Annotated in this window: 1 protein-coding gene; it reads left to right on the top strand. The window is 58.4% G+C overall.

Annotated features, from left to right (window positions below):
• Positions 1-48: 48 nt before the first annotated feature.
• The coding region (locus H7A81_RS27470) for an Ig-like domain-containing protein (RefSeq protein ID WP_255479067.1) at positions 49-692 on the top strand (644 nt) is incomplete at its 3' end.

Below are 692 nucleotides of genomic sequence, written 5' to 3'. Positions count from 1 at the left end.
GCCACGGGTCTGGCATTAAGTGGGGATGCTGACGGAACTGCAACACCGGTGACTAGCGGCGGAACGACCGATGACAGCACACCAACCCTGACCGGAAATGGTGAAGTGGGTGCGGTGATCAGCGTTTATGACAACAATACCCTGATTGGCACGGCGGTGGTCGGCAGCAATGGCACCTGGAGCTTCACTACGCCAGCGCTGAGCAACGGTGCGCACAGTCTGACCGTGACGCAGACCGATGCAGCCGGCAATGTCAGCTCGGTTTCTGATGCGTTTGATTTTAATGTGCAGGCTGGGCTGCCTCCAGCCACCACCTCACTGGAAATTACCGACGATACCGGCAGCACTCTGGTGCAGCTGACTAATGGCGCCAGCACCCATGACAGCACGCCAACGCTGAGTGGGCTGGCCATTGCCGGAGCACTGATCACCCTCTACAACGGCACGACAGAAATTGGCAGTGTGGTGGCGGGTGCGGATGGACAGTGGAGTTTCACACCCACTGCGCTGGCGGACGGGACTTACAGCTTCCATGCCTCTGTCACCGATACTGATGGCACCGTGACGCAAACGCCAACCATCGTCATCACCATCGATACGGTGGTGCCGGATGTAGCGTCTGGCTTACAGCTCAGTGACAATGATAACGGCACCGTTCAACCCATTACCTCTGGCGGTGCGACCAATACCAC

Origin of the sequence: Pantoea sp. ME81 (genome assembly GCF_903970985.1) — a bacterium.
Taxonomy (GTDB): domain Bacteria; phylum Pseudomonadota; class Gammaproteobacteria; order Enterobacterales; family Enterobacteriaceae; genus Pantoea; species Pantoea communis.
Note: the sequence above shows the minus strand (reverse complement) of the source record. Positions and strands in the feature narration are given on the sequence as shown.